Below are 25,553 nucleotides of genomic sequence, written 5' to 3' on the forward strand. Positions count from 1 at the left end.
CATCAGCCGTGGCGAAATTCCTGATCGTTGAAGCGCGTTTCTACGACCATCTCAACGACCTTCTGATCGAAGGCGCCGCCGCTGCGCTCGATGCGGAAGGGCATAAATATGAGGTCGTGACCGTGCCCGGCGCGCTTGAGATTCCCGGTGCGGTGGCGCTGGCGGCGGAAACCGGCCGCTATGACGGCTTCGTCGCGATCGGCGTCGTGATCCGGGGCGAGACCTATCATTTCGAAGTGGTCTCGAACGAAAGCGCGCGCGGCCTGATGGCGCTCAGCATGGACGGCATCCCGATCGGCAACGGCATCCTGACCGTGGAAAACGAGGCGCAAGCCCTGACCCGCGCCCGTCCGGACGAAAAGGACAAGGGCGGCGAGGCGGCTAAGGCGGCCCTCGCCATGCTGGCGCTCCGCGAGAAATTCAGCGCCTGAGCTTAAGCTGAAATGAAGAAAGGGCCGCCCCCTAATACAGGCGGCCCTTTCCTCCATTATCAAAATCCGTTGGTCTCGGGCGAAGTCCAGACACCTAGGCGCAACTTCCCGCACCCGCCCGACCCAAGCGGCTGAAGCCCGTCACCCAGCCTTGGCAAGCACTGGATAATCGACATAGCCTTCCGCGCCCTGCGTATAGAGCGTGCCTTCGCTCAACGCATTGAGCGGCGCGCCCGCCGAAAAGCGGTCGGGCAGGTCGGGGTTGGAGATGAAGGGCCGGCCAAAGCTGATCGCCTGGGCTAGGCCGCTGGCCAGATCCTCTTGAGCGCGGGCCACATCATAATCGCTGTTCAGCACCAACGGGCCGCTAAAGTAACGGCGCACGATCGGAGACTGGCGTGGCACGTCGCTGGCGCCACGCGTCCCGTCCTGCCGCAGTTCGCGCATTTCCACGAAAGCGAGGCCGATCGGTTCCAACGCCTGTGCGATGGCGGCAGATAGGCTCGCAGGATCGCTGTCGTCCGTTCCCTGCGACGCGCCGTTCAGCGACAGCCGAACCGCCGTGCGATCCGCACCGATCGCGTCCGCAACCGCCTGTGTGATCTCGCGCAACAAACGTGCGCGATTTTCCGGGCTGCCGCCATAAGCGTCCTGCCGCTGATTGACGCCATCACGCAGGAACTCGTCGATCAGATAGCCATTGGCGGCATGGATCTGCACGCCGTCAAATCCTGCTTCACGGGCGTTGCGCGCGGCCGTGACATAAGTCGCGATCAGGGCCGGGATTTCCTCTGCTTCCAACGCGCGCGGCTGCTCATAGGGCTTGTTGCCTTCATAGCTATGCGCGTGGCCTGGGGCCGTGACGGGGCTGGATGATACAGGCTGCTCACCTGTGACGCTCGAATGCACCAGCCTGCCCATGTGCCAGAGCTGCGCGAAAATGCGGCCGCCCGCGTCATGCACTGCCTGCGTCACCGGCTTCCACGCAGCCACTTGCTCGGCAGACCAGATACCGGCTGCATAGGGCCAGCCAAGCCCCTGCTGCGACACGCCGATGCCTTCGCTGATGATCAGCCCGGCCGATGCACGCTGCCGGTAATAATCTGCCATGATCGGCGTGGGCACATGATCGTGGGTCGCGCGGGCGCGGGTCAGGGGCGCCATGAAGATGCGGTTGCGGGCCGTGACGGCGCCGAGCTGTACGGGATCGAAGAGGCTGGTCATGATTTCCCCTTATCAAAGTTGCAAATTGCAACGCAGTTACCTTGCCGACGCCAGCTAGGGATGGCCGGAGGCTCTTTCAAGGATTTTAGAGCGCAAATTTCAGAAGAATGTATCGACGCAGTGAATCGCCAGGCCCACCAGCCCGCCAACCAATGTTCCATTGATCCGGATATATTGCAGGTCCCGTCCCACTGCGCCCTCTAGCCGGCTGGTCACTGTGCCCGCGTCCCAGCCGCGCACCGTTTCGCTGACCAGTGTCACGATGGAATCGCCGTAGGCCGCCGTCGCGCCTACCGCCGCGCGCCGCACGAAACGGTTGATCAATAGGCGCAGCCGGGCATTTTCCTGCAGCGTCCCGCCCAATTGCTGCAGCGCTTCGCCCAGACGCCCTGCCATTGCCTTCCCCGGATCGCGTATTGCGCGCAGCAGCCCGGACCGGGCCTGCTCCCACAGGCCGTCGATCCAGCGCTGCATTGCGGGATTATCGACGATCTCGTCGCGGATGCGGGAGACGCGCTCCTGCATGCCGGCATCGAATTGTAGGTCCTGCGCCAGCTTCGTCATGCCTTCTTCCGCCTTGAGGCGCAGGCTGTGGCCGGGATCGGCCGCCATTTCCGCCAGCAGTCGCCGCAGGCCATCGATGATCGCATTGGAAAGATTTTCATCCAGCCCAGTCCAGCGCAATATCTTGCCTGCGCGGTCATGAACCATCTGGCGGATCAGATGGTCATTGGCTTCCAGCGTGCGGTCCGCCCAATGTATGATGCCGTCCATCACCGGCGCATGGCGGCCGTCGCGCATCGCCGCTTCGATCGCCTGGCCGATCAGCGGCGACAGGTTCACGCCCCGAAGCCGCTGCGCGATGGCGCCCTTCACCATGCCGCCCAGCCGTTCCTGGTCCAACGCCTCCAGCATGTCCGCGGCCAGCCGTGACGCGCCTTCGCGCAGTCGGCCATCTCCGCCTGAAGGGCTGGCGAGGAAGCGCCCCGTCGCGCCCGCGACGTCCAGCCGTTGCATGCGCCGGGCGACGACGGCAGGGGTCAAGAAATTATCGCGCAGGAACAGCGCCAGCGTGTCGCCGATCCGGTCCTTGTTGCGCGGAATGATCGCCGTGTGCGGGATGGGCAGGCCCAACGGATGGCGAAACAGCGCGGTGACGGCGAACCAATCGGCAAGGCCGCCCACCATCGCCGCCTCGGCGAACGCCTGGACGAAGCCGATGGCGGGATGGACATGGGTTGTCGCCCGCGCGATCAGGAACAGCGCCGCCATGGCGAGCAACATGCCCGTCGCCACCATACGCATATCGCGCGAGGAGCGAACCGGCGCATCGGCGGCGGGAAGGGGAACGGGAAGCAGCTTCATTGTCCGACCAACGGTTACGCCGCCGTTTCGTTCAGACAAGCGCTTCTTTCGCCACGCCGCCTGTCCTCTGCCTTATTCAGCCGGTTGCGCCGCGCCTTCATGGGCCGCGTCATCACCCGGTTTGTAGGTGAGCAGACGGCGGCTGAGGCGCGGGCCCGCCCATTCCTCGATCTCCAGTGCCAAGCTGAACGTCGCGGGCACGATCACCAGCGTCAGCAGGGTGGACAGCAGCAGGCCGCCGATCACGGTGATGCCCATCGGCGCACGCCAGGCGCTGTCGCCGCCCAGTGACAATGCGGTCGGCACCATGCCCGCGACCATGGCGACCGTGGTCATGACGATCGGCTGCGCCCGCTTGTGCCCTGCATCCACGATCGCGTCGAAGCGCGGCACGCCCTTTTGCACTTCCTCCAGCGCGAAATCGATCACCAGGATCGAATTCTTGGCGACGATGCCGAGCAGCATCAACAGGCCAATCAGCACCGGCATGGAAATCGGGTTGCCGGTCAGGTGCAGCGCCAGTGCCCCACCCAGCGGCGCCAGCAGCAGCGAGCCCAGATTAACGAAGGGCGGCATCAGCCGCTTGTAGAGCAGCGTCAGCACCGCCAGCACCAGCATGACGCCGGATATCACCGCGACGACGAAGTTCATCACCATTTCGGCCTGCCATTTGGACTCGCCGGTGTTGATTTTCTGGATGCCTGCGATGCGCCCTTCCTCAACCGCCTTCATCGTCGGCAGGGCGTTGATCTTCTTCATCGCCTGGCTGCTGACGATGCCGGGCGCAAAGTCCGCGTCAACGACGATGCGGCGAATTTGGTTATAGCGGCGGATTTGCGTCGGCCCGGCGCCAAATTCGACGTCGGCGACGACCTTCAGCGGCACGGAGCCTCCGCTGACCGTCGGCACAGGCATATTCTCGATCGTCGCAATGTCGCGCCGGCTGTCTTCGGCAACCGCGACGCGGATCGGGATCTGCCGGTCGGATAGCGAGAATTTGGCGCTGTTCTGATCGATCTCCCCGATCGTCGCCACCCGGATCGTCTGGCTGAGCGCGGCGGTGGTGACGCCGAGATTTGCAGCCAGATCGAAGCGCGGCTTGATGATGATTTCCGGCCGGTTCATGTCGCCCTGCACCCGCGGTGCGCGGACTTCCCGCACTCCGGACATCTCGGAAACCAGCTTGTTGGCCGTCTGCTCCAGCAACTCCGCATTGTCGCTTCCCAGCATGATCGTTACGTCACGGCCAAAACCGCCGCCTGCCTGCGACTGGAAATTGACCCGCGCGTCGGCGATCTGCTGAAACTTCGGCGCTACGTTGCGCTCCCATTCGACCGACGAGGCAGGCCGGTCCTTCCGCAGCGTCAGATAGATGTTAGCGCTGGTTGGTTCGATATCGGCAAAGGCTGCATCGACATAGTCCTTGTCCGCCGCCAATATGTCCGCCACGCGCCGGGCGACCCCCGCCGTCTGCTCCAGCGTGCTGCCCGGCACGGTTTCGATCTTTACCTGGCTGAAGTCCGTGTCCATCGACGGCTGAAAGGCCATCGGCAGTGTCGCAAATGCGACCATGGTTGCGGCGAAGGCTAGCGCCCCTATGCCCACCGTCCAGACGCGGTGGTCACGCAACCAGGCGGCAAAGCGTGGCCGTGCGCCGCGCGCCCGATAGGCGTTCGATGCACGTTCGTCGAGCGACCAATGCAGGACGCGCATATAGACGTCCATCAACCACCCTTCGCCATGGCTTTCCTGCCCATGAGCCTTCAGGAAATAGGCGGCGACCATGGGCGTGATCAGGCGCGCTACGGCCAGGCTCAGCAACACGGCCACGACCACGGTCATGCCGAACTGGATGAAAAACTGCCCCGAAATGCCCGGCATCAGCGCGACCGGTAGGAACACGGCCACGATCGCCATTGTCGTCGCGAGCACGGCGAGGCCGATCTCGTCGGCCGCGTCGATCGCCGCCTGATAGGCGGTTTTGCCCATGCGCATGTGGCGGACGATATTCTCGATCTCCACGATCGCGTCATCAACCAGCACGCCCGCCACTAGGCTCAATGCCAACAGCGAGGTCATGTTGAGCGTGAAGCCCATCATGTCCATGAACCAGAAGGTCGGGATGGCCGACAAGGGAATGGCCAGCGCCGCGATGATCGTCGCGCGCCAGTCCCGCAGGAACAGGAACACGATGACGACCGCCAGCACCGCGCCTTCGATCATCGACGCCATCGCCGAATGATATTGGCTCCTGGTATATTCGACGCTGGTGAAGAGCTGCTTATAGCGGATCTTCGGATTTTCCTTCTTCAACTGCTCCAGCACCTTGAGCGCATTGTCGAAGACGTTGACGTCTGACGAACCCTTCGCCTTCTCCATGCTGAAGCTCGTCACCTGCGTGCCGTTCATCAGCGAAAGCGACCGCTGCTCCGCATACATGTCACGCACGTCTGCAAGGTCGGCCAGCTTCACTGTGCGTCCGCCTGCGATCGCGATCTGAGTTTGGCCCAGGGCATAGGCGTCGCGGGCGTTGCCAAGGACGCGGATGGCCTGCTCCGCCCCGGCAATTTCCGTGCGGCCGCCAGCCGCGTTGAGATTGACCTGCTGCAACTGCTGATTGACCTGCGCAGCGGTGATGCCGTGCGATTGCAGCTTGACGGGGTCCAGTATCACACGGATCTCGCGCGTGACGCCGCCCCCGCGCTTGACCGCAGCCATGCCGGGAACGGCGAGCAGCCGCTTGGCGACCGTATTGTCCACATACCAGGACAATTGCTCCAGCGTCATGTCGGTGGCTTCAGCGCTGAAATAGGCGATCGGCCCGTCAGCATCCCGCCGCGTCACCTGCGGCTCCAAAATGCCTTCGGGCAAGTCGCTGCGGATCTGATCGACGGCATTTTTGACGTCATTGACCCCGCGGTCGATCGGCGTCCCTATCTGGAACTGCACGATCGTCATCGACTGACCTTCGGACACGGTCGAGGTGATTTCATCGACGCCGCTGATGCCGCGCACGGCGGCCTCGATCCGCTGCGTCACCTGGGTTTCCAGTTCGGGCGGCGCGGCGCCTGGCTGCAGCACCAGCACTTGTGCGATGGGAAAGCTGATGTCGGGCTGCTGGTTGATGTCCATGCGGCCGAAGCTGACCGCGCCAGCGATCAGCAGCGCGACGAACAGCACGAGCGGCGACACCGGATTACGGATGGCCCAGGCTGAAATATTGCGAAAACTCATGACGGCTTCCTCGCCGGCGCGGTCTTATCCGGCCTTTTGCAGTTGCGGTCGGACCTTCTGCCCCGGTCGCAGGAAGGCGCCCGCCGACGCCACGATGCGTTCATTGCCATTCAGGCCGCGCGTTACCGCAACGCCCTTCTCCGACACCTGGCCCACCTCGACATCGCGCCGCTCGGTCTCCCCGCGTGCGTTGACGACATAGACATAATGGCCTTTGGCGTCGGTCTGGACAGCCGATTCCGGCAGCATAGGCGCGGTGCCGCTGCCGCTGACGATCGAAGCGGACGCAAAACCGCCCGGGCGGATCGCCGCATTATAGGCTATGGCGATGCGGGCGATGCCTTGCCGGGTTTGCGGATCGACCACTGGCGAGACCTGCCATACCCGTCCGCTGAACTGCGCCTGGCTGCCGATTGGGGTGACCGTTGCGCTGTTTCCCGGTCGCAGCGTGGTGAGGTCGCCCTCGCTCAACTGCGCCAGCAATTCCATTTCGCCGCCCTTCGCCATGCGGAACAGCACGCCGCTGCCCGATCCGACGATCTGGCCCGGCTCGACATCCCGCGTCAGGACCAGACCCGCCGCAGGTGCGCGGATGTCCAACCGACCCGTCCGCGCGCGCTGTTCGGCGAGTTGCGCCACGGCGACGTTCACGCGCGCGTTCGCGGCATCGCGAGTAGCGGTGCGCTGATCAATATCCGCCTGGCTGATGAAGCCACGCTTCACCAGCGCACGCGCTCGGTCGAGTTGGGCCTGAGCCAGCTTCGCATCAGCGCGGTTGACCTCAACCTGCGCCGCCAGCGACCGGATCTGCTCGGCCTGGACCGACCGTTCGATCACCGCCAGCACCTGCCCGGCCCGAACCCAATCGCCCGGCTGCACCAGCACCTGCCGTACTTCACCGCCTTCGCCCACGACACCTACAGGCATTTCCACGCGGGCGGCGAGCGAACCAGTGCCGCTGATCGTGCGCGGGACCACCGACTGACCGGGGACGATGACGGTAACCACCGGGGCCTGCTCCGCGGCGGGCGCTTCCGCGCCCTTGCCGTGCATCGAGACCCACGCTGCAATGGCGACCAGGATGATCGCCACGATCGAGCCGATGACCAGCGCCCGCCGCCGCGCAGGCTGCGGTTCCTCAGCGAAGATGCGCACCGGGGCATCCCCGGCGACCTGAGTTTCGTAGTTCATCCTGCTTCCATCATTCGGCGGCCTGGCCGTTCAAGCGCTGTATTATCTAAATAACGCACCTGGCTCAACCCTCCATACACTTTGCGCATCGGTGGAGCAACGCTGGCGGGTGAGCGTCTCCCTTGCCAAACCGGCGCGGCTATGGCGCTATGACCTAAGTTAAGCGCGGGAGGCTAGGATGGAATTGCTCGGGTGGATCATCGTTGGCCTGTTCGCAGGCGCGATCGCTCGGCTGGTGATGCCCGGCCGCGACCCGGGCGGCTGCGTGCTGACCGTATTGCTAGGGATCGCCGGGGCGTTGCTCGCGGGCTATGTCGGCCGTCTGCTCGGCGTCTATGAGCCAGGGGAGCGCGCAAGCTTCCTGGCGGCGGTGCTGGGATCGATCGGCGTACTCATTATCTATCGCTTGTTCGCCAACCGTCGCTAGGCATACAAAAAGGGCTGCGCCGAAACGCAGCCCTTCATACCCGCCAGCTAAGCTTTCGGGTCGGTTAGCGTACCGATCCGCGACGGACCAGGTTGACGATGGCGAGCAGCACGACCGCGCCCACCAGGGAAACGAGGAAGCTATAGAGCGTCAGGCCTTCGTTGATCGAACCGCCGCTGAAGATCAGGCCGCCGATGAAAGCGCCCACGATACCCACGACGATGTTCAAAAGGATGCCCTGCTGCGCATCGGTGCGCATTAGCATGCTAGCAAGCCAGCCGATGATACCGCCGACAACAAGCCACAAAATGATACCCATTTCACACTCTCCTTGGACCAGCGCCCCCAGCGGGTTGGCTGATCTGTTCAACGGAGAAGTCGGCTTCGCGTTCCGTCGAAAATGTTTCTGGGTTGACAATTGGGGATGAATCGCGGCGCGCTCAAAAAGGAAAGGGCCGCCGGATGCGCATCCGGCGGCCCTTTTCCAATCCCGCCCCGCAATCGCAGGGGGCGGCCAGATGATCAGTATTTCTGCTGCCGTTCGTAGAGCGACTTATAATATTGGATGCGCGTGACGCGCAGGCCATGCATGCCCGACCGATCGACAGCGCGCTGCCAACCTGCAAATTCTTCCAGCGTCAATGAATAGCGCGCGCAGGCTTCATCAACGGTCAGCAGCCCGCCATTGACGGCGGCCACCACCTCGGCCTTGCGGCGCACGACCCAACGGGTCGTATTCACCGGGGGAAGGCTCTCCAGAGTTAGGGGTTCCCCCAGCGGCCCGACGACCTGAGCAGGCCGAATTTTCTGATTTTCTATCATTCTCACCCTCAAAAAGCGGCACTGGCGTTGCCGAATTCAGCAGCAGCAACCGATATGCGCGTCAGCCCTGAAGATCGGCTAAAGCGCCACGGTAAACGCCCCCTTCATCATCCTTGCCCCACTCTTAAATGCTGTGCGATCAACGGGTTGAAGCTGCCCGTTGGACGCGCGGCTTCGATCATGCCGCTTGGACGTGGCGCGAAGATTTCGGCCAGGTCCTGGATCCAGTCGCCCGAACTGTCCTGCCCCCGCAGGACCCCGGCAACGGCCTGCGCGGTCGGACTGGCCGCCTGCGCCGCCGCCGAAGCGGCTCGCAGCATCGGCCAGACCGGCGCGTGCGGCCGGCTGACGGGTCTGGCATTGGCTGGCCGAAGCCCCCCCGCCCGAAGAAAACTGAAATCCATGAGGCGATGGATAGGGAAGAAAGGATAAAGTCCGGTAAACTTGCCCTACCGGAATGATGTTGGCGGGCGTGACAGCGGAATCCCGCTGGAATGCAGGCGCGCGCGCGACTATATGCGCGCCCATGCAGCCCCAGTTTCAGTTGCCCGAGCCGCTTAAGCAGCGGCGAATCGTCGTCGCCATGTCCGGGGGCGTGGATTCAAGCGTCGTCGCCGCGCTTGCCGCGCGAACCGGCGCTGAAACCATCGGCGTGACGCTGCAGCTCTACGATCATGGCGCTGCCGTGGGCCGCACCGGCAGCTGCTGCGCCGGGCAGGATATCCGGGACGCCCGCGCCGTCGCCGACCGCATCGGCATCGCGCACTATGTCTTCGATTATGAAAGCCGGTTTCGGGACTCGGTGATCGCTGATTTTGCCGATGAATATATGGCGGGACGCACCCCCATCCCCTGCGTGAAGTGCAATATGGGCGTGAAGTTCACCGACCTGTTCCAGATTGCGCGCGACCTGGGGGCGGACTGCCTCGCCACCGGCCATTATGTCCGGCGTGTCGAAGGGCCACAGGGCGCCGAACTGCACCGCGCCGCCGATCCCGCGCGGGATCAGAGCTATTTCCTCTTCGCCACCACCCAGGCGCAGCTTGACTATCTGCGGTTCCCCCTGGGCGGCCTGCCCAAGCCGCAGGTGCGCGAAATCGCGGCGGAACTGGGCCTTTCGGTTGCGTTGAAGCCCGATAGCCAGGACATCTGCTTCGTGCCGGACGGCGACTATGCCAAGATCGTGCGCAAGCTGCGTCCCGATTCCGATGAAGGCGGCAATATCGTCCATGTCGATGGCCGGGTGCTGGGCGCGCACAAGGGGCTGATCCACTATACGGTGGGACAGCGCAAGGGGCTGGAGATCGGCGGCCAGGCCGAACCGCTTTATGTGGTGCGCCTTGACGCCGAAGCGCGGCGGGTGATCGTCGGACCCAAGGCGGCCCTGGCGATATCTGCGGCGCAGCTGTCGGACATCAACTGGCTGGGCCGTGATTTCACCGGCCCGCTGAGCGCCAAGGTGCGGTCGATGGCGAAGCCGGTGCCCGCACGGCTTGAGGGCGAACGGCTGATCTTCGACGCGCCCGAATATGGCGTCGCGCCGGGCCAGGCTGCGGTACTCTATGCAGGCGATCGCGTGCTGGGCGGCGGATGGATTGCGGCGACCGAGGCAGCGTTGGCTGACGCGGCCTGATCTGCCGCACTCCGCCCCAACCTTGCCCTTTTTCCCCCTGCGAAGTAAGGCCCGCCGGTCATGACTCGTCCGCTCACACTCGCCATCCCCAAGGGCCGCATTCTCGATGAAGCGCTGCCGATGCTCGCGCGCGTCGGCATAGAGCCGGAGGCGGAATTTCATGACAAGAAGAGCCGGGCGCTGCGCTTCGCCACCAACCGGCCAGACATTTCCATCATCCGCGTGCGCGCTTTCGACGTCGCCACTTTCGTCGCCCACGGCGCGGCGCAGATCGGGATCGTCGGTTCCGACGTAGTCGAGGAATTCGATTATTCGGAGCTTTATGCGCCTGTGGACCTCGACATCGGCCATTGCCGCCTGTCGGTCGCGGAGCCCGTCGATCTCGCCGATGAGGATGAGGCCGCGATGAGCCATGTCCGCGTCGCCACCAAATATCCCTATCTCACCCGCCGCTATTATGAAGCGCGCGGCATTCAGGCCGAGTGCGTAAAGCTCAACGGCGCGATGGAGCTGGCGCCTTCGCTGGGCCTGTCGCGGCGGATCGTCGATCTGGTGTCGTCGGGCGCGACGCTCAAAGCCAACGGGCTCGTCGAAACCCATGTCATCATGCAGGTATCGGCGCGGCTGGTCGTCAATCGCGCCGCCTACAAGATGCGCTCTGCCGACCTCACGCCGCTGGTCGAAGGCTTCCGCAAGGCCGTGGGGGTAAAGGATGCCGCTTAGGCTCGACAGCCGCGACGCGGGTTTCTCCGCCGCCTTCACTTCCCTCGTCGATGCCCGGCGTGAGGCCGACGAAGATGTGTCGCGCGATGTCAGCGCCATCCTGAAGCGGGTGCGCGCGGAGGGCGATGCCGCGATCGCCGACTATACCAGCCGCTTCGACCGGCATGATCTGGCCGCGAGTGGCTGGGCAGTGACCCCGGCCGAATGCCGCGCGGCGCTGCAGGGCATTTCACCGCAACTACGCGACGCCCTCGAACTCGCCGCAGCGCGCATCACCACTTATCATGAAAAGCAGAAGCCGCAGGATAGCGACAGCGTTGATGCGGCCGGGGTCCGCCTCGGCGCGCGCTGGACGCCCGTCGATGCCGCCGGTCTTTATGTGCCGGGCGGCCGCGCCGCTTATCCCAGTTCGCTGCTGATGAACGTCATCCCCGCCAAGGTCGCAGGCGTCTCGCGCATCGCGATGGTGACGCCCACGCCTAATGGCGAGATCAATCCGCTGGTCCTGGCAGCGGCAAGCATTGCCGGGATCGAGGAAATCTGGCGCATCGGCGGAGCGCAGGCGGTGGCGGCGCTTGCCTATGGAACGGATCGGATCAAGCCGGTCGATGTCATTACCGGCCCCGGCAATGCCTGGGTCGCGGAGGCCAAGCGGCAGCTATACGGCGTCGTCGGCATCGACATGGTCGCCGGTCCCTCCGAGATCGTCGTTGTGGCCGATGCGCAAAATGATCCCGACTGGATCGCCGCCGATCTGCTCAGCCAGTCCGAACATGATCCGACCAGCCAGTCGATCCTCTTCACCGACGATGCCGCTTTTGCGGACGCCGTCGCGGCGGCCGTCGAAAAGCGTCTGCCGCTGCTCTCGACGCAGGCGGTGGCGGCGACCAGTTGGGCCGCCAATGGCGCTATCATTCTGGTGCCCGACTTTGCAGAGGCGATGCCGCTGGTGAACCGCCTGGCTGCCGAGCATCTGGAACTCGCCGTGGACGATCCCGACGCCCTGTTCGCGCAGGTGCGCCATGCCGGATCGGTCTTCCTTGGCCGCATGACGCCGGAGGCTGTGGGCGATTATGTCGCAGGGCCGAACCATGTGCTGCCGACCGGCCGCCGGGCGCGCTTTTCCTCCGGGCTTTCGGTGCTCGACTTCATGAAGCGCACCAGTTTTCTCAGCCTGAACCAGAGCAGCATCGACACGATCGGTCCCGCAGCGGTTGCGCTGGCGGAGGCGGAAGGGCTTCCTGCCCACGCCGCTTCGGTCGCGGTGCGGCTTACCTAACCCCCGTTCGGGCTGAGCTTGTCGAAGCCCCGCCCTTCTCAAGAAACACTGCCCTTCGACAAGCTCCGGGCGAACGGCTACATGGAATCCTTATGAACGAACGCGCCAAATCCCGCTCCGCCGCCCGCCTTGCCGCGGTCCAGGCGCTATATCAGCTGGAAATGGAAGGCACGCCGCTCGCCGCCCTGCTGCATGAATTTCACCAGCATCGCCTCGGCGCGACGATCGAAGACGTGACCTACGCCCAAGCCGAGGAAAGCTTTTTCGATGACATCGTGACCGGCGTTGACAAGCGGCGGGACGAAATCGATGGCCTCGTCGCCGCACGCCTGTCGAAAGGCTGGAGCCTCGACCGGCTCGACAAGCCCATGCGGCAAATCCTGCGCGCGGGCGCCTATGAACTGCTGGCCCGCAACGACGTATCGACCGGCACCGTCATCAGCGAATATGTCGATGTCGCGCACGCCTTCTACGACAAGCGGGAGGCAGGCTTCGTAAACGGCCTGCTCGATGGCGTGGCGAAGGATGTGCGGAAATAGGCATTTCCCTCCGCTCGTTTCGAGCGCAGTCGAGAAATGATATGGACGGCCTAGCCGCTTCTCGACTTCGCTCGAAGCGAACGGATGAGGGGCTTGGGCTGCTGAAAGGCGTCAGGTCCTAACCATGTCCGCTGAATCCCGCTTTCTAACCCTGCTCCGCCTACTGGCCAGTGACCCCGCAGCCCAGGGCTTGCAGGACGATGTGGCAATCCTGCAGGTCGGCGGCACCCGTCTGATCCTCACCAGCGATACGATGGTAGAGGGGGTGCATCACCTTCCAACCGATCCGCCCGCCGACATCGGTTGGAAGCTCGCTGCCGTGAACCTGTCCGATCTGGCCGCGAAGGGCGCAAGGCCCATGGGATGCCTGCTCAACTATGCCTTGTCGGGTGACGACAGCTGGGACGCTGCCTTCCTTGAAGGGCTCGGCGAAGCGCTCAGCCGCCACGCCATGCCGTTGCTGGGCGGTGACACCGTGCAGATGCCTGCAGGCAGCGCCCGCAGCTACAGCCTTACCGCCATCGGCGAGGCGAGCGGACCAGTGCCCCTCCGGACGGGCGCTCAGGCGGGGGATCGCCTCTACATCACCGGCCCGGTGGGCGATGCCGGCGTGGGCCTGGACCTGCTGCGCGCCGACGCCCGCGCCTCGGGGCCATTGGTGGATGCCTATCGCCGCCCCAAACCGCGCCTCGCCGAAGGAGCGCTGCTCTCCCCCCATGCTCACGCGATGATGGATGTGTCGGACGGCCTGCTGATCGACGCTTCGCGCATGGCGCAGGCGAGCGGGCTTGCCGTCACCATCGATCATATACCCCTCTCTCCCGCGCTGGAGGCAGTTCGGGGGGCCAGCACCGCCGCGCAGATCGCGGCAGCCCAGGCGGGCGACGATTATGAGCTGCTCTTCGCCTTGCCGCCTACGCTCAAGCCCCCGGTCAGGGCTATTCCCGTAGGGTATTTCTCCGAAGGATCAGGGCTCAGCCTCGTCATCGACGGGGCAGCGATACCGTTGCCCGCCCGTCTCGGCTGGGAACATGGCTGACCGGCGTCGAGCCAAGTCGCTGATTCAGGTCAATTCCGTAACCGCTTGACGCCGCTCGTCCTGGCTGTAGCTTCCCCCCATCCTTTTCTCAGCCCGGTTGGACGCCCATGAAGTGCGTGACCTTGTTGCTGATTGACGCGGTGCCCGATGCCGGATGCGCGAATTCCGGCCGCCCCGTTTCACGCCTTTCGTCTGCCCGTCATTCCCTGCGGAGCGGCCGATGACAGGAAAAACAGGGGGAGAGGAACATTCATGCAGATTGTCTATATCGCCATAGGGTGCGGCCTGCTGGCCGTGCTCTACGGCCTGTTCACCAGTCGTCAGGTGCTGGCGGCCTCCGCCGGCAACGAAACCATGCAGGCGATCGCCGGCGCGATCCAGGAAGGGGCGAAGGCCTATCTCAGCCGGCAATATATGACCATCGGCATGGTCGGCGTGGTCGTCGCTGCGCTCGTCTTCTATTTCCTCGGTGCGACATCGGCGATCGGCTTCCTGATCGGTGCGATTCTGTCGGGGGCGGCGGGGTTCATCGGCATGAACATTTCCGTGCGCGCCAATGTCCGCACAGCCGAAGCCGCGCGCACCACGCTGCAAAGTGGCCTAACCGTCGCCTTCCGCGCTGGCGCCATCACCGGCATGCTGGTGGCGGGCCTTGCCCTGCTCGCGATCAGCGTTTTCTTCTGGTATCTGACAGGCCCGGCCGGCCACGCGCCTGACGATCGTCTGGTGATCGACTCCCTGGTGGCTCTGGCCTTCGGCGCCAGCCTCATCTCCATCTTCGCCCGATTGGGGGGAGGCATCTTTACCAAGGCGGCCGACGTCGGCGCGGACCTGGTGGGCAAGGTCGAGGCAGGCATCCCGGAGGATGATCCACGCAACCCTGCCGTCATCGCCGACAATGTGGGCGACAATGTCGGCGACTGCGCAGGCATGGCCGCTGACCTTTTCGAAACCTATGTCGTGACCGTCGGCGCCACCATGGTGCTGACCGCGCTGCTGGTGAAGGGCGTGGACAACGCCTTCCTGCAGCAGCTCATGTCGCTGCCGCTTATCGTCGGCGGTGTGTGCATCATCACCTCGATCATCGGCACCTATATGGTGCGTCTCGGCGCCAGCCAGTCGATCATGGGCGCGCTTTATAAGGGCTTCTGGACCACCGCGATCCTGTCGATCCCCGCACTGTATTTCGCCGCGCAGTTTACGCTGGGCGATCTCCACGCCCGTTTCGGAACCGATCTGGACGGCAATGGCGGCTATACCGGCATGGCGCTCTTTTGGTCGATGATGGTGGGCCTCGCTGTTACGGGCCTCATCGTCTGGATCACCGAATATTATACCGGCACCAACTATCGCCCCGTGCGCAGCATCGCGCGCGCGTCGGAAACCGGCCACGGCACCAATGTGATTCAGGGCCTGGCCGTCAGCCTGGAAGCCACCGCGCTTCCCACGCTCGTGATCGTCGCAGGCATCATCGTCGCCCATCAACTGGCGGGGCTCATCGGCATCGCCTTCGCCGCCACCGCGATGCTGGCGCTTGCCGGAATGGTCGTGGCGCTCGACGCCTACGGCCCGGTCACCGACAATGCGGGCGGCATCGCGGAAATGTCGCACCTCGACGACAGTGTGCGCGGCAAGACCGATGCGCTCGACGCCGTCGGCAACACGACCAAGGCGGTGACGAAGGGCTACGCCATCGGATCGGCGGGCCTCGCCGCGCTCGTCCTGTTCGGCGCTTACACGGAGGATTTGAAATTCTACAACTCGGCCCTCGGCCTCACCGAGCCGGTCGATTTCAGCCTCTCCAACCCTTATGTCATCGTCGGGCTGCTGCTCGGCGCGCTGCTGCCCTACCTGTTCGGGGCAATGGGCATGACGGCGGTCGGCCGTGCGGCGGGCGACGTTGTGAAGGATGTGCGTGAACAGTTCGCCACCAACAGCGGCATCATGGAAGGGACTTCGCGCCCCGATTATGCCCGCACGGTGGACCTCGTCACCCGCGCCGCGATCAAGGAGATGATCATCCCCAGCCTGCTTCCGGTGCTGGCGCCGATCGTCGTCTATTTCGCCATCTCGGCCGTGGCGGGCACGCCCAACGGCTTCGCGGCGCTGGGCGCACTGCTCCTCGGCGTCATCGTCTCGGGCCTGTTCGTCGCCTTGTCGATGACCTCGGGCGGTGGAGCCTGGGACAATGCGAAGAAGTTCATCGAGGACGGCAATCACGGTGGCAAGGGATCGGAGGCGCACAAGGCGGCCGTGACCGGCGACACCGTGGGCGATCCCTACAAGGATACGGCGGGCCCTGCCGTCAATCCGATGATCAAGATCACCAACATCGTCGCCCTGCTGCTGCTCGCCGCCTTGGCGCATGGCGCCTAAGGCACTGTCCTAAATTTAGGACGGTAGGATGACCCCGCCCCATGATCAGGGCGGGGTCATTCCGTTGTGGTTATGGCAAGAAACCAAACGGACCCGCCGTAACTCTGCTGTTGTCCAGTCTAACATTGTCATCAATCTGACATAAAACAGAAATGAACGAGTCACACATTGGTCATAGTCGGCGCCCCACGCCACCAGGCGAGGGAGAAAGATTCCAATGCGACCGACCTTCAAGCTTTTCTTGTCCACCATGGCCGTGCTGGCCCTTCCGGCAGTCGCGCACGCCAGCGAGGATGAGCAGCTCTGGACCGGCGTCACCGCGACGGTGAAGCTCAGCGACAAATGGCGTTTCTCGCAAGAGGTGATCGGCCGTTTCGGCAATGAGCGCGATGGCCTGTACGAAGTCGAAATGAACTCGCTGATCGGCTACAAGATCAACAAGAAGGTCACGGTCTGGGCGGGTTACACCCATGATCCCAATTATGTGAGCGGCGACTTCACCGTGATGGAGCATCGCAGCCGCCAGCAGGTGACTTTCGACAATATCGTGAAGATCGGCCCCGGCCAGTTGAGCGCCCGCTTGCGGCTGGAGGAACGCTGGCGCGAAGGGGTGGACGGGACTGCGTGGCGGTTGCGGCCCTATGTCAAATATGTCCTGCCCTTCAAGGAAGGCGGCAAGACCGCCCTGGTGCTGAGCCACGAAAGCTTCATCGACCTCAACACCACCAATTTTCAGCGGGTCGAGGGCGAAGAACGGATGCGCAACCTCATCGCCATCACGACGCCGCTGGCGAAGAATGTGAATGCGGAGATCGGCTATCTGCATCAGCATGGCTTCCGCCCGGATGCCGACGACCCAAATGACAATGTGGCGTCCTTCGCGCTCAGCTTCAGCTTCTAACATCGAATTGGCTAACGTCTCCCAGGACTTGGTCCGGGCCCCGCTGCCTCAACGCGACAGAGCGGGAAGAAAAAGGCAGGCCCCCGGCTCAAGGCCGGGGAGACGTTAACTTTATCATCCGGCGGGGCGGGGCGCCCTTCTCCATCCAGCTTGCCCCTCTCACGTCCAAGGGCCTATAGGGCCCCTCCATGACCAGCGAACCTTTCCGCTCGCAGTTGGCCGCCCTCGACAAGCGCGGGCGCCTGCGCCGTCTGGCGCCGCGCGCCGGGCGTGATTTCGCCTCCAACGATTATCTTGGCCTCGCGTCCGACCCGCTGATCGGCCAGGCCGTCGCCGACGCGGTGGCGCGCGGCGTGCCTGTGGGCTCCGGCGGATCGCGCCTGCTGCGCGGCAACGCGCCCGAGCATGAAGGGCTGGAGGCGAAGGCCGCCGCCTTCTTCCGCACCCAGGCTGCGCTGTTCCTCGCCAACGGTTTTGCCGCCAATTGCGCGCTTTTTTCCACGCTGCCACAGCGCGGCGACCTGATCGTCGCCGACGAACTCATCCACGCCAGCGTGCATGACGGTATCCGCCTGTCCAAGGCGGCGACCGTTTTCGCCCGGCATAATGATGTGCAGAGCTTCGCCGATCTCATCACCGCATGGCGGATGGAGGGTGGCAAGGGCCGGATCTGGATTGCCGTAGAAACCCTCTATTCGATGGACGGGGACACCGCACCGCTCTCCGACCTCGCCACGCTCGCCGCCCGCCATGAAGCGATGCTGATCTTGGATGAAGCGCATGGCACCGGCGTCTTCGGCCCGGGGGGACGCGGCCTTTCCGCCGGACTGGACGGCCTTCACAATGTCGTGACGCTGCACACCTGCGGCAAGGCGATGGGGGTGGAAGGCGCCCTGATTTGCGGGCCGCAGATCATCATCGACTATCTCATCAACCGCGCGCGCGCTTTCATCTTCTCGACTGCGCCCTCGCCCTTGATGGCCGTCGCCGTCTCGGCCGCGCTCGACCGGATCGAACAGGCCGACGACCTGCGCGCTCGGCTCAAGACGTTGCGCGTGGATGCGGCGGAATCGATCTGCGCTCCCTTGCGCTTGCCGCAGCCGCGCAGCCAGATCATTCCCGTCCTGCTGGGCGAGGACCGCCGCGCCATGGCCGCCGCCGCCGCGCTGCAAGAGGCCGGGTTCGACATTCGCGGCATCCGCCCGCCCACCGTTCCGCCCGGCACCAGCCGCCTGCGCATCTCGCTCACCCTGAATGTCGGCCGCGCCGATGTCGCCGCGCTCGGGCAACAATTGCAGCGGATGCTGGCATGACCCGCTTCGTCGTCACCGGCACCGACACGGATATCGGCAAGACGGTCTTCGCCGCCGGACTCGCGGGCGCTCTTGGCGCCCATTATTGGAAGCCGGTCCAGGCCGGGATCGATCCGGAAGGCGACAAGGAAGCGGTCTCCCGCCTTGCGAACCTGCCCCCCGACCGGATCTTGTCCGAAGCCTATCGCCTCAGGACGCCCGCCTCGCCGCATCTGGCCGCGCGCCTGGACGGCGTGACGATCAGCCTCGACCAGCTCGCCTTGCCCCCTGTCGATGGCCCGCTGGTGGTGGAGGGCGCGGGCGGCGTGCTGGTCCCGGTCAGCGAGACGCTGCTGATGGCGGACATCTTCGCATATTGGGCCCTTCCGGTCATTCTCTGCGCCCGCACCGCGCTTGGCACGATCAATCACAGCCTGCTCAGCATCGAAGCGCTGCGCAGCCGTGGCGTGCCCTTGGCCGGTATCGCCTTCATCGGGGACGCTCATGCGGAAAATGAACGGATCATCCCGGCGCTCGGCAATATTCCCAGCCTCGGCCGCCTCCCGCGCCTCGATCCGCTGAACGCCCAAAGCCTGAGCCAGGCATTCGCGGCGAATATCCGCTTGCCCTGACCCGCTGTCCCGGCTCAACTCCCTGCAATTGGGTCAAGCAAGGGACGCTTCGATGAAATTTCTCCTCCTCGGCGCCGCAGCCTCGGCGCTGGTCGTCGCCGCTTCGGTGGCGCAGGCCGACCAGGCCCCGGCCGCGAAGCCGACCTATGGCAGCTATGGCTTCGATACGAAGGGCATGGACCTGGCGGTCGCGCCGGGCGACGACTTCTACCTTCACGCCAATGGCGGCTGGGCCGGCGCCACGGCGATCCCGGCCGACAAGTCCAACTATGGCGCATTCAATGTGCTGGACGACCTGTCGCGCGAACGGACAAAGGGCATTTTGGAAGCCGCCAAGTCCGACCCGGCGAGCATGATCGGCATCGCCTATGCGAGCTATCTCGACGCTGCGCCGGTCGAGGCGAAGGGACTAACCCCCATTCAGCCCTGGCTCGCGAAAATCCAGTCGATCAAGGACAAGCGCAGCTATGCCCGCCTCGCAGCCGAAGCGGCCCGCGCGGGCATTCCTGGGCCGTTCGCCTTCTATGTGGGGCAGGATGACAAGGACCCGGACCATTATATCCTGAACTTGCGGCAGGGCGGCCTGGGCCTCCCCGATCGTGACTTTTACCTGCAGCCGGACGAAAAGATGGCGGCGATCCGCACCGCCTATGTCGCGCATCTTGAGCAGATCCTGACGCTGGCAGGTCAGTCGGATGCGAAGCGCCGCGCCGCCGCGCTCACGGCCTTCGAAACCGAAGTGGCGAAGCTGCACTGGACCCAGGTCGATAGCCGGGACGCTGACAAGACCTATAATAGGATGACCTTGGCCGACCTGCAGAAGGCCGCGCCATCCTTCCCCTTCACGGACTATTTCGCCGCCAACCAGTTGCAGCCCGCTGCACTGATCGTCGCCCAGCCAAGCGCCATCACCGGCGAAGCGGCGCTGATCGCCCGGACCCCGCTGGAACTGTTGAAGGATGCGCTATTGCTGCGCAGCCTGCATGCCTACGCCACCTATCTGCCCGACCGGATCGCCGACGCCGACTTCGCTTTCTATGGCACGACCCTGTCCGGTACGCCCCAGCGCGAGGAAAGGTGGAAGCGCGCCGTCGATTTCGTGAAAGAGTCGATGGGTGAGGAGGTCGGCAAGATCTACGTCGCGAAATATTTTCCGCCCGAAACCAAGGCGGCGATGGATCAACTGGTCAAAAATGTCATCGCCGCCATGGGCCGCCGCATCGACGGCCTCAGCTGGATGAGCGACGCGGCCAAGGCTCGCGCCCACAAGAAGCTCGCCGCCTTCACGCCGAAAATCGGCTATCCGGAAAAATGGCGCGACTATAGCGGCCTGATCGTGAAACCCGCCGACCTGTTCGGCAATGCGCTCCGCTCGAAACAATATGAATTCGACTATCAGGTGGGGAAGCTCGGCAAGCCCATCTACCGCTGGGAATGGCAGATGACGCCGATGGAGATCAACGCCTATGCGGACTTCTCCATGGTGGAGATCGTCTTCCCGGCCGCGATCCTTCAGCCGCCCTTCTTCGATCCCCATGCCGATCCGGCCGTCAATTACGGCGGCATCGGCGCTGTCATCGGCCATGAACTCAGCCATCATTTCGACGACCAGGGCGCTAAATATGACGAGACCGGCAAGCTCAATCAGTGGTGGAGCGATGCCGATGTCGTCGCCTTCAAGGGGCTGACCGACAAGCTGGTGAAGCAATATGACGCCTATGAACCCTTTCCCGGCGCGCATGTGAAGGGGGCCTTCACGCTGGGTGAGAATATCGGCGACCTTGCCGGCGTCGCTGTCGCGCTGGACGCCTATCATGCCTCCCTCGGCGGCAAGCCGGCGCCAGTGATCGACGGCACCACCGGCGACCAACGCTTCTTCCTGGGTTGGGCGCAGGTGTGGCGTCGCAACTACCGCGAGCCGAATCTGCACCAGCGGCTGGTCACCGATCCGCATTCGCCGTCCCAATATCGCGCTGATACCGTGCGCAATTTCGACCAATGGTATGCGGCGTTTAAGCCCGCACAGGGCGGCAAACTCTACCTTGCGCCGCAAGAAAGAGTGAAGATCTGGTGATCCATTTCCCCGTCGCAATGATTCGTGGTTGCGGCGGGGTGAGCTATTTTGGGGACGAGCTGTTTTAGTAATGGCCGTTATCCCTCAAATCTCACGCTTCGCCGGATCGCTCTTTAATCTCGCGGCGCTCTTCCACAGCTTTCCTTCATTAATTTGTGAGGAGAAGCATGTTGACGGGTTTTCGTTCTACGATCTTTCTGAAAGCTGGCCTGGCGTCGGCCACCCTGTTTGCCGCAGCGCCGCTTCTGGCGCAGGGCGCGGCTGCTCCGACCACCCCAGCCACACCCGCCGCTCCGGCAACCCCTTCGGCTGGCGCGGCGAAATATAGTGAGGCCGACCTCAAGCAGTTCGCTGCCGCAGCGGTGGAAGTGACCAAGATTCAGTCTGACGCGTCCATTGCCGAGGCGGAAAAGCAGCCCAAGATGCTTGCTGCGCTTCAGGCGTCAGGCATCGCGCCGGAAAAATTCAACGAGATCGGCCAGGCGGCCGCCGCTGACCCCGCGCTTCAGCAGCGTATCCAGGCGGCAGCCCCTGCCGCTTCCGCTACGCCTGCAAATCCCGCGACCCCAGCCGCCCCCGCGAAATAAACGGGCTATCACAGGGGAGGAGCTTGGCCTGACGCGCTTGCTCTTCTAAGCGTCACGGCATGACCTCCCCTGTCTGGCATCCCTTCTTTCAGCACGGCCTTGAAGAAGCCATTCCGCTCGTGTCGCGAGCGGAGGGCGCTTTGCTGCATCTCGCTGACGGCGGAACGCTGATCGACGGCATTTCCAGCTGGTGGGTGACTACCCATGGCCATTGTCATCCGCGCATCGCCGCGGCCATCGCCGCGCAGGCAGGGCAGCTCGACCAGCTTGTCTTCGCGGGCTACACGCACGAGCCTGCGGAACAGGTCGCACGCGGCCTCATCGATTTGGCGCCGCATTCAACGGATTGCGACCCGCTCGCGCATGTCTTCTTTTCGGACAGCGGCTCCACCGCCGTCGAAGTCGCGCTGAAGATGGCGCTCGGATATTGGCACAATCGTGCGCTGGACGGCTTGGCCGATCCCCGTCACCGCATTCTGGTCCTTCAGCACAGCTATCATGGGGACACGATCGGGGCGATGTCCGTGGGTGAGCGCGGCGTATATAATGCCGCTTGGACGCCCTTGCTGTTCGACGTCGGCACCATACCCTTCCCGTATCACGGCCAGGAGAAGGAAACGCTCGACGCCCTTGAGACAGCCTGCGCGCAAAACCCCGCTGCCTTCATCGTCGAACCGCTGATCCTGGGGGCAGGGGGAATGCTGATCTATTCGCCAGCCGTCCTGCAGGAAATGGCGGCGATCTGCGCCCGGCATGACGTCCTCTTCATCGTGGATGAGGTGATGACCGGATGGGGCCGCACCGGAACGCTCTTCTCGTGTGAGCAGGCAGGCGTCGTTCCGGACATCATGGCCGTGGCCAAGGGCATTACCGGCGGCGCAATACCGCTGGCGGCGACGCTGGCGACTTCGCGCATCTTCGACGCACATCGCTCCACCGACCGCTCGCGCCTCTTTTACCATTCCAGCAGCTACACGGCGAACGCAATCGCCTGCGCTGCTGCGGTTGCCAATCTCGCCATCTGGCGGGAGGAAGATGTGCTGGGCCGCATCGCCACCCTATCGAAGGGAATGGCGGAGCGACTCGCCCAGCTCGGCGAGGATCCCGCGTTCACGAATCCGCGTCAGCTTGGCGTCATCGCAGCCATCGACTTGATCGCGGCTGACGCAGGCTATCTGTCGGATCTTGGTCCGCGCCTGCGCGCCTTCTTTCTGGAACAAGGCATCTTGCTGCGGCCCTTGGGCAACACCATCTATCTGATGCCGCCTTATTGCCTTGATGTAGATCAGCTTGATCGCATATTCGCGGCTCTCTCAAAAGCCGGTGATATTTTCGGCGTTCCGGCCTGACTTTCATTTTCCGCATTTAGGCGCTATGGCGGCGCGATTTTTCGACTTCCCAGGATATTATGGCAAAAGAAGAACTGCTTGAAATGCGTGGACAGGTTGTGGAGCTTCTCCCCAACGCCATGTTCCGCGTACGGCTTGAAAATGATCACGAGATCCTCGGCCACACCGCCGGCAAGATGCGCAAGAACCGCATCCGCGTGCTGGTGGGCGACGAAGTGCTGGTCGAACTCACCCCTTACGACCTGACCAAGGGTCGGATCACCTACCGCTTCAAATAAGCCGCTTTTTTTTGATGCGGCTCATCCTTGCTTCGGCTTCTCCCAGACGGTGTGAACTTCTGGGTCAGATCGGCGTGTCTCCCGACGCGGTGGACCCGGCTGACCTCGACGAAACACCACTGAAATCCGAACTTCCTGCTGTCTATGCTGCTCGCGTCGCCGCTGAAAAGGCTGCATTGGTGGCGCAGCGTCACCCCGGCGCGCTGGTCCTCTCCGGGGATACGGTGGTCGCGGCGGGCCGCCGCATCCTGCCAAAGGCCGAAAGCGAAGCCGAAGCGCGCAAGTGCCTCGAACTCCTCTGCGGCCGGCGCCACCGCGTACTGAGCGCGATCACCCTGATTGATGCGGAGGGGAGGGCGCGCCACCGCCTCTCGACCAACATCGTTATCTTCAAACGCCTCGATCGTGTCGAGATCGACGCTTATATCGCGTCGGAAGAATGGCACGGCAAAGCAGGCGGCTACGCTATACAGGGCCGCGCCGCTGGCCTCATCCGCGCCATCCAGGGTAGCCACAGCGCGATCATGGGCCTGCCCCTTTACGAAACCCGCGCGCTGCTGAAGGCAGCGGGCTATCCACTGGACTGACCGACATGGCCGAATGGCTTTATGAAGAAGGCATTGGCGAGGCCCGCGCCGCGCTGATCGAAAAGGGCCGGCTGGTCGAAGCGCAGATTGAACGGGAAACCGACGCCGTGCGCGCTGGTTCGGTCGTTCAGGGTAAGCTTGTCCGCACCGTCATTCCGAAGAAACGCGGCATCGCCCGCCTCATTTCCGGCGAGGAAGTGCTGGTCGAACCCATCCCGCCGAAAATCGCGGAGGGCGCGACGGTCCTCCTCGAAATCCTACGCGAAGCGATCCCTGAGGAAGGCCGCGCCAAGCTTGCCAAGGCCCGCATAGCCCAGCCCGGCTCCAAAGCGCATCCTGCCCCCAGCCTGCTCCAGCGCCTGCGCGCCACCGGCCTGCCGATCGTCCCATGTCCCGCGCATGAGGAAGACCGCTTCGAAGCCCATGGCTGGAGCGAACTGATGGAAGAGGCGATCTCCGGCGAGATCGGCACGGAGGAATCGGCCCTGCGTATTTTCCCGACGCCAGCGATGATCCTGATCGATGTGGACGGCTCGCTGCCGCCCGCCAAGCTTGGCCCCAAGGGCGCGAAGCTGGCCGCGCAGGCGATCCGCCGCATGGGCCTGACCGGCTCGATCGGCATCGACTTGCCGACGATGAACAACAAGGACGAGCGCGCCGTCGCCTCGGCCCAGATCGACAAATATCTCCCGCTCCCGTTTGAACGCACTGCGGTCAACGGCTTCGGCTTCGTCCAGGTCATCCGCCGCCGCGAGCGCATGAACCTCATGGAACTGCTGAGGGCCGATCCCGTGGAAACGGCGGCCCTCGCGCTCCTCCGCCGCGCGGAACGTCATGGCAATGGCGGCCCGGCCACGATCACCGCGGCGTCCGCGGTCATCGAACGCTTGCGCAAGGCCACGGACTGGATCGAACATCTCGCCCGCCGCCGTGGCGGAGCGATCAGCTTGAAGGTGGACACCAACCTCGCCATATTCGGCGGCCATGTTGCCTAAAACCTCCTCCTGCCCGGTCTGCGGCCGGCCTTCGGCGGCTGAAACCCGCCCCTTCTGTGGAAAAGCATGCCGCGATCGCGACCTGCTGCAGTGGCTCGGCGAAGGATATCGCGTTCCCGGCTCGCCTGCCGCCGACGAGATGAAAAAAAGCGACGATTATGGGGTGGACAGCCCCCTGGATTGATGCCTATAGGCACGCCTCTCAACGCTGCCGGTGGTCCTCACCGGCACCCGTGCCCGGGTAGCTCAGTTGGTAGAGCATGCGACTGAAAATCGCAGTGTCGGCGGTTCGACTCCGTCCCCGGGCACCACAAATTTATCGTTCAAATTCAATGACTTAGATCATGCAGTGGGCTGCGAAAATAGTGCCGATATTGCCGCGCCTTGTGACCGCGGCCCACCCCCTACCATGGCGGGTGAGACCATTCTGGTCCGATAGTACGGTGCGCTAAGTCACGGAATTCTCAGTCGCCCTTTTTGCCAGTCTGCGGAAACGATGCTCTGAAAGTGGGAGGTTGCGGCCGGTATGCCAGTGTCAGTCCTGCATAGACCCAAGCCTGGTATCGAGCGGCCGT

At 64.0% G+C, this 25,553-nt stretch carries 25 protein-coding genes and 1 tRNA gene; 19 read left to right on the forward strand and 7 right to left on the reverse strand.

The genetic code is table 11. The features are described 5' to 3' along the window. Nucleotides 1-8: 8 nt before the first annotated feature. The gene (gene ribH / locus ACFO3E_RS07680; RefSeq protein ID WP_066525615.1) at nt 9-431 is read left to right on the forward strand and encodes a 6,7-dimethyl-8-ribityllumazine synthase; all 423 of its coding nucleotides are present in this window, start codon (nt 9-11) and stop codon (nt 429-431) included. Nucleotides 432-572: 141 nt separating this feature from the next. Here the strand turns inward: ribH and ACFO3E_RS07685 are convergent, their stop codons facing one another. The 4 genes from ACFO3E_RS07685 to ACFO3E_RS07700 form a co-directional block, all read right to left on the reverse strand. Then, nucleotides 573-1,655 (reverse strand): alkene reductase, encoded by a 1,083-nt coding sequence (locus tag ACFO3E_RS07685; protein ID WP_380803575.1) that lies wholly within the window; start codon nt 1,653-1,655, stop codon nt 573-575. A gap of 99 nt (nt 1,656-1,754) precedes the next feature. Continuing rightward, nucleotides 1,755-3,020 carry a DUF445 domain-containing protein gene (locus tag ACFO3E_RS07690; RefSeq protein ID WP_066525610.1) on the reverse strand — a complete coding sequence of 422 codons (1,266 nt, stop codon included), beginning with the start codon at nt 3,018-3,020 and terminating at the stop codon, nt 1,755-1,757. A gap of 72 nt (nt 3,021-3,092) precedes the next feature. After that, complete coding sequence (locus ACFO3E_RS07695) at nt 3,093-6,254, reverse strand: efflux RND transporter permease subunit (protein WP_066525607.1); 3,162 nt, start codon at nt 6,252-6,254, stop codon at nt 3,093-3,095. A 24-nt stretch (nt 6,255-6,278) separates the two neighbouring features. Next, nucleotides 6,279-7,445 carry an efflux RND transporter periplasmic adaptor subunit gene (locus ACFO3E_RS07700; protein WP_066525605.1) on the reverse strand — a complete coding sequence of 389 codons (1,167 nt, stop codon included), beginning with the start codon at nt 7,443-7,445 and terminating at the stop codon, nt 6,279-6,281. Nucleotides 7,446-7,623: 178 nt separating this feature from the next. Here ACFO3E_RS07700 and ACFO3E_RS07705 point away from each other — a divergent pair, with 178 nt between their 5' ends. Continuing rightward, complete coding sequence (locus tag ACFO3E_RS07705; RefSeq protein WP_066525602.1) at nt 7,624-7,872, forward strand: GlsB/YeaQ/YmgE family stress response membrane protein; 249 nt, start codon at nt 7,624-7,626, stop codon at nt 7,870-7,872. Between the two features lie 64 nt (nt 7,873-7,936). On the opposite strand, the gene ACFO3E_RS07710 is transcribed toward ACFO3E_RS07705, so the two are convergent. From ACFO3E_RS07710 to ACFO3E_RS07720, 3 genes are all read right to left on the reverse strand, one after another. Continuing rightward, nucleotides 7,937-8,191, reverse strand: a complete 255-nt coding sequence (locus tag ACFO3E_RS07710; protein ID WP_066525599.1) for a GlsB/YeaQ/YmgE family stress response membrane protein — start codon at nt 8,189-8,191, stop codon at nt 7,937-7,939. A 203-nt stretch (nt 8,192-8,394) separates the two neighbouring features. Further along, nucleotides 8,395-8,694 (reverse strand): CtrA inhibitor SciP, encoded by a 300-nt coding sequence (gene sciP / locus ACFO3E_RS07715; protein ID WP_062112932.1) that lies wholly within the window; start codon nt 8,692-8,694, stop codon nt 8,395-8,397. A gap of 107 nt (nt 8,695-8,801) precedes the next feature. Further along, nucleotides 8,802-9,098, reverse strand: coding sequence for a hypothetical protein (locus tag ACFO3E_RS07720; RefSeq protein ID WP_066525597.1), 297 nt, complete (start codon nt 9,096-9,098; stop codon nt 8,802-8,804). A gap of 122 nt (nt 9,099-9,220) precedes the next feature. Between ACFO3E_RS07720 and mnmA the strand changes: the two genes are divergently transcribed. The 17 genes from mnmA to ACFO3E_RS07805 all read left to right on the forward strand — a co-directional run bounded on the left by mnmA (nt 9,221) and on the right by ACFO3E_RS07805 (nt 25,289). Further along, entirely contained in the window at nt 9,221-10,327 is a 1,107-nt protein-coding gene (gene mnmA, locus ACFO3E_RS07725; protein WP_380803580.1) for a tRNA 2-thiouridine(34) synthase MnmA, read from the forward strand. A gap of 60 nt (nt 10,328-10,387) precedes the next feature. Further along, a complete protein-coding gene (gene hisG, locus ACFO3E_RS07730) occupies nt 10,388-11,050 on the forward strand; it encodes an ATP phosphoribosyltransferase (RefSeq protein WP_066525592.1) in 663 nt (220 codons plus the stop codon). After that, the gene (hisD, locus tag ACFO3E_RS07735; protein WP_066525589.1) at nt 11,040-12,329 is read left to right on the forward strand and encodes a histidinol dehydrogenase; all 1,290 of its coding nucleotides are present in this window, start codon (nt 11,040-11,042) and stop codon (nt 12,327-12,329) included. Before hisG ends, hisD begins: the two co-directional genes overlap by 11 nt. A 92-nt stretch (nt 12,330-12,421) precedes the next feature. After that, nucleotides 12,422-12,868 carry a transcription antitermination factor NusB gene (gene nusB / locus ACFO3E_RS07740; protein WP_066525585.1) on the forward strand — a complete coding sequence of 149 codons (447 nt, stop codon included), beginning with the start codon at nt 12,422-12,424 and terminating at the stop codon, nt 12,866-12,868. Between the two features lie 124 nt (nt 12,869-12,992). Next, nucleotides 12,993-13,907: a thiamine-phosphate kinase gene (gene thiL / locus ACFO3E_RS07745; protein ID WP_066525582.1), complete on the forward strand. Its 915-nt coding sequence runs from the start codon at nt 12,993-12,995 to the stop codon at nt 13,905-13,907. A 252-nt stretch (nt 13,908-14,159) separates the two neighbouring features. Then, nucleotides 14,160-16,283 (forward strand): sodium-translocating pyrophosphatase, encoded by a 2,124-nt coding sequence (locus ACFO3E_RS07750; protein WP_066525579.1) that lies wholly within the window; start codon nt 14,160-14,162, stop codon nt 16,281-16,283. A 217-nt stretch (nt 16,284-16,500) separates the two neighbouring features. Further along, nucleotides 16,501-17,184, forward strand: a complete 684-nt coding sequence (locus ACFO3E_RS07755) for a DUF2490 domain-containing protein (protein WP_066525577.1) — start codon at nt 16,501-16,503, stop codon at nt 17,182-17,184. Between the two features lie 188 nt (nt 17,185-17,372). Beyond that, the gene (locus tag ACFO3E_RS07760; protein WP_066525574.1) at nt 17,373-18,497 is read left to right on the forward strand and encodes an 8-amino-7-oxononanoate synthase; all 1,125 of its coding nucleotides are present in this window, start codon (nt 17,373-17,375) and stop codon (nt 18,495-18,497) included. Next, nucleotides 18,494-19,108 (forward strand): dethiobiotin synthase, encoded by a 615-nt coding sequence (gene bioD / locus ACFO3E_RS07765; protein ID WP_066525573.1) that lies wholly within the window; start codon nt 18,494-18,496, stop codon nt 19,106-19,108. Before ACFO3E_RS07760 ends, bioD begins: the two co-directional genes overlap by 4 nt. Before the next feature lie 52 nt (nt 19,109-19,160). Next, nucleotides 19,161-21,182 (forward strand): M13 family metallopeptidase, encoded by a 2,022-nt coding sequence (locus ACFO3E_RS07770; RefSeq protein ID WP_066525572.1) that lies wholly within the window; start codon nt 19,161-19,163, stop codon nt 21,180-21,182. Between the two features lie 170 nt (nt 21,183-21,352). Beyond that, nucleotides 21,353-21,769: a DUF4168 domain-containing protein gene (locus ACFO3E_RS07775; RefSeq protein WP_380803600.1), complete on the forward strand. Its 417-nt coding sequence runs from the start codon at nt 21,353-21,355 to the stop codon at nt 21,767-21,769. A 59-nt stretch (nt 21,770-21,828) separates the two neighbouring features. Continuing rightward, nucleotides 21,829-23,118, forward strand: a complete 1,290-nt coding sequence (locus tag ACFO3E_RS07780; protein WP_380803585.1) for an adenosylmethionine--8-amino-7-oxononanoate transaminase — start codon at nt 21,829-21,831, stop codon at nt 23,116-23,118. Between the two features lie 59 nt (nt 23,119-23,177). Then, complete coding sequence (infA, locus tag ACFO3E_RS07785; protein WP_003049127.1) at nt 23,178-23,396, forward strand: translation initiation factor IF-1; 219 nt, start codon at nt 23,178-23,180, stop codon at nt 23,394-23,396. A gap of 14 nt (nt 23,397-23,410) precedes the next feature. Beyond that, nucleotides 23,411-23,983, forward strand: a complete 573-nt coding sequence (locus tag ACFO3E_RS07790; RefSeq protein ID WP_066525565.1) for a Maf family protein — start codon at nt 23,411-23,413, stop codon at nt 23,981-23,983. 5 nt (nt 23,984-23,988) lie between these two features. Further along, entirely contained in the window at nt 23,989-24,978 is a 990-nt protein-coding gene (locus ACFO3E_RS07795) for a ribonuclease (protein ID WP_066525562.1), read from the forward strand. Then, entirely contained in the window at nt 24,968-25,162 is a 195-nt protein-coding gene (locus ACFO3E_RS07800) for a DNA gyrase inhibitor YacG (RefSeq protein ID WP_380803587.1), read from the forward strand. Before ACFO3E_RS07795 ends, ACFO3E_RS07800 begins: the two co-directional genes overlap by 11 nt. Nucleotides 25,163-25,213: 51 nt before the next feature. Continuing rightward, nucleotides 25,214-25,289, forward strand: a tRNA-Phe gene (locus tag ACFO3E_RS07805). Nucleotides 25,290-25,553 lie beyond the last annotated feature (264 nt).

This window comes from Sphingobium tyrosinilyticum (assembly GCF_042654265.1).
In the GTDB taxonomy this organism is placed as follows: domain Bacteria; phylum Pseudomonadota; class Alphaproteobacteria; order Sphingomonadales; family Sphingomonadaceae; genus Sphingobium; species Sphingobium tyrosinilyticum.